This is a genomic window from Mesorhizobium sp. M2C.T.Ca.TU.002.02.1.1 (assembly GCF_003997225.1).
This window is the reverse complement of record NZ_RZTO01000888.1, coordinates 1-2,401: the sequence shown is the minus strand read 5'-3', so window position 1 is coordinate 2,401 and position 2,401 is coordinate 1. Positions and strand designations below refer to the sequence as shown.

Annotated in this window: 3 protein-coding genes; 2 read left to right on the top strand and 1 reads right to left on the bottom strand. The window is 67.2% G+C overall.

The genetic code is table 11. The features are described from left to right. On the top strand, positions 1–362 hold a 362-nt coding region (locus tag EOD07_RS30960), incomplete at its 5' end, for a DUF1326 domain-containing protein (protein WP_127237997.1). A gap of 35 nt (positions 363–397) precedes the next feature. Continuing rightward, on the top strand, positions 398–1,177 hold the full coding sequence (locus EOD07_RS30955; protein WP_127237996.1) for a DUF2182 domain-containing protein: 780 nt from the start codon (positions 398–400) through the stop codon (positions 1,175–1,177). Positions 1,178–1,268: 91 nt separating this feature from the next. Here EOD07_RS30955 and holA read toward each other — a convergent pair whose 3' ends face one another. After that, on the bottom strand, positions 1,269–2,312 hold the full coding sequence (gene holA, locus EOD07_RS30950; protein ID WP_127237995.1) for a DNA polymerase III subunit delta: 1,044 nt from the start codon (positions 2,310–2,312) through the stop codon (positions 1,269–1,271). Between the last annotated feature and the right edge of the window lie 89 nt (positions 2,313–2,401).

The window sequence follows — 2,401 nt, the reverse complement described above, 5'->3', positions numbered from 1 at the left end:
ATGACCGCCAGACGGAAGCGCTGGGCGCCATCTTCACCGGCGCCGCGGGTGGTCCGATGGCTGCCTTCGCGCCGATGATCGGCACCAACCTCGGAGCGAAGAAGGTGCCGATCGACTACCGGGTCGATGGCAAGAAGCGGTCGGCGGCGATTGAGGGCGTGGCGCGGCTGGCGGTCGAACCGCTGCCGACCATGCGCGAGGACGGCGAGATGTGGGTGGCCTCCGGGCATCCCGTCAATCCGGACTGGTTGGGTATGGCGATGGGGGCGGAAGGCAGCACCTTCAGCGATCACGGCATGAGTTGGGACAATTCCCGCCGCAACGGGCATTACGCGCCGATCAACTGGTCCGGCCAGCAATAGCGCTTGCCCCCGCAAAAGTCGGAACGGGCTTGCCGATGCTGACGCTGCAGCGAAACATCATCCTTGCGCTGCTGATCGCCGCGGCGGCGGCGGCGTGGGCCTTGCTCGTCCGGCAGCAGACCGGCATGGACGCCGGCATGCGCATGGTCTCGCCCACCATGGGCATGACGGCCGCGCTGTTTCTTGCCGTCTGGTTGATCATGATGATTGCCATGATGTTTCCGGCGGCCGCGCCCATGATCCTGACCTTTCACCAGGTCCAGAGCGGCAAACGGGGCCGCGGCCAGGCCTTTGTCTCGACCTGGGTGTTCGTGGCCGGCTACATGCTGGTTTGGACGGCGACGGGCGTTCTCGCCTTTGCCGCCGCGGCGGGCGCGGAGATGCTTGCCGGGTATGTGGGACTGTCCGCGGCGACGGCCGCGCGCATCGGCGGCGCGCTGCTGATGGCAGCCGGCGCCTATCAGCTCTCGCCATTGAAAGACCTGTGTCTCGCCAAATGCCGCACGCCGATCGGCTTCATCCTGACCTCATGGCGCGATGGTCAGTCGGGCGCGGTGCGCATGGGCCTGCAGCATGGGCTCTTTTGCCTGGGCTGCTGCTGGCTTCTGTTTCTGGCGCTTTTCCCGCTCGGGATCATGAACATCGCCGCAATGGCGGTGGTCACGCTGCTGGTCTTTGCGGAGAAGACTTTTCCCCATGGAGAGCTGATCGCGAAGGTGTCGGGCGTCGCTCTGCTTCTTTACGGCGCGGCGGTGCTGGTCTTTCCGCAAGCGCTGCCGACCTTCCAGCCGATGGACACGATGATGATGAATTGACCGGAAAGGCGGCTCCGGGGCGGGAGGATAGGGCGCAGCCTACCCACGAGGGAGATCAGCCGCTGCGTCCGCTTTCGCCAAGCTCCACCACCTATCTCTGCCCCAGCCGCGCGCTCTCGATGGCAATCCCCAGCAACGCCTGCCTGGCCAGCGCCTCCGACAGGTCCGGCCGCTTGCGTGTCTGCAGCACCGCCGTCTGCAGCCGACCGAGCGCGCGGCCGAGCGCCTCGACAGTCCAGCGCTCCAGCGTCTTCTCCACCAGCTTGCGGCGCGAGAAGAAGACCGGCGGGCGGGCGCTGGCGACGACCGTGGCGGCGTTGCGGCCGCCGCTCTCCATCTGGCCGCGCATCACCTGGATCGCCTGCAGCTGGCGCATCGCCGAGGACAGCACCAGGAAGGGATGACCGCCGGACTGGCAGTGGCGGTTGAAAGCGATGTCGAAATCGCCGACCTTGCCGTCCAGCATGGCGTCGACCGCGGCGTCGAAGGAAGCGCCGGAGACATCGCCGGACAGCGCGTTGACGTCGTCGACGTCGATTTCCTTCTTGCCGTGCGCATAGAGCACCAGCTTCTCGATCTCGCCGCGCGAGGCGAGACGATCGCCGCCGAGATTGCGGCGCAGCGCCTGGCGGGCGTCCAGCGTCATCGACATGCCGGCCTTGCGCAATTCGTCGTCGATCACCGTATCGAGGTCGCGGGCTTCATCCGCATAGCAGGGCAAGGCGACGGCGTTGCCGGCGGCCTCGACGACGGCTCTGAGGCCCGTGCCCTTCTTCAGGTCGCCCGCCTCGATGAGGATGATGGCGTCGCGGGCAGGCTCGGCGGTCAGCGCCTTGATGTCGTCGGCCAGCGCCTTCTGGCCGCTGGCGTTGCGCACCCAAAGCAGCCGCCGGTCGGAAAACATCGGCACGGTGCGCGCCTCGTCGAGCAGCCGGCCCGCGTCGCGGTCGACTTCGGCGCCGTCGAGCTTGACCACCGAGAAGGGGTCGTCGAGCGGCAGCCCGGTTTTCGCGGCGAAGGCTTTCGCCCGCTCGGCGACAAGGCCGCGGTCGGGACCGTAGAGCAGGACGATCCCCATGGAGGGATCGGGCCTCGCCAGCCACGAATCGACCTCGTATCCTTTCTTCTGTGCCATGCGAGGGGAGTTAGCATGGCGTGGGGGCGGAGTGAACGGTGAAGCGGCGCCAGCGTCTCTTCCTTCTCCCCTTGTGGGAGAAGGAAGAG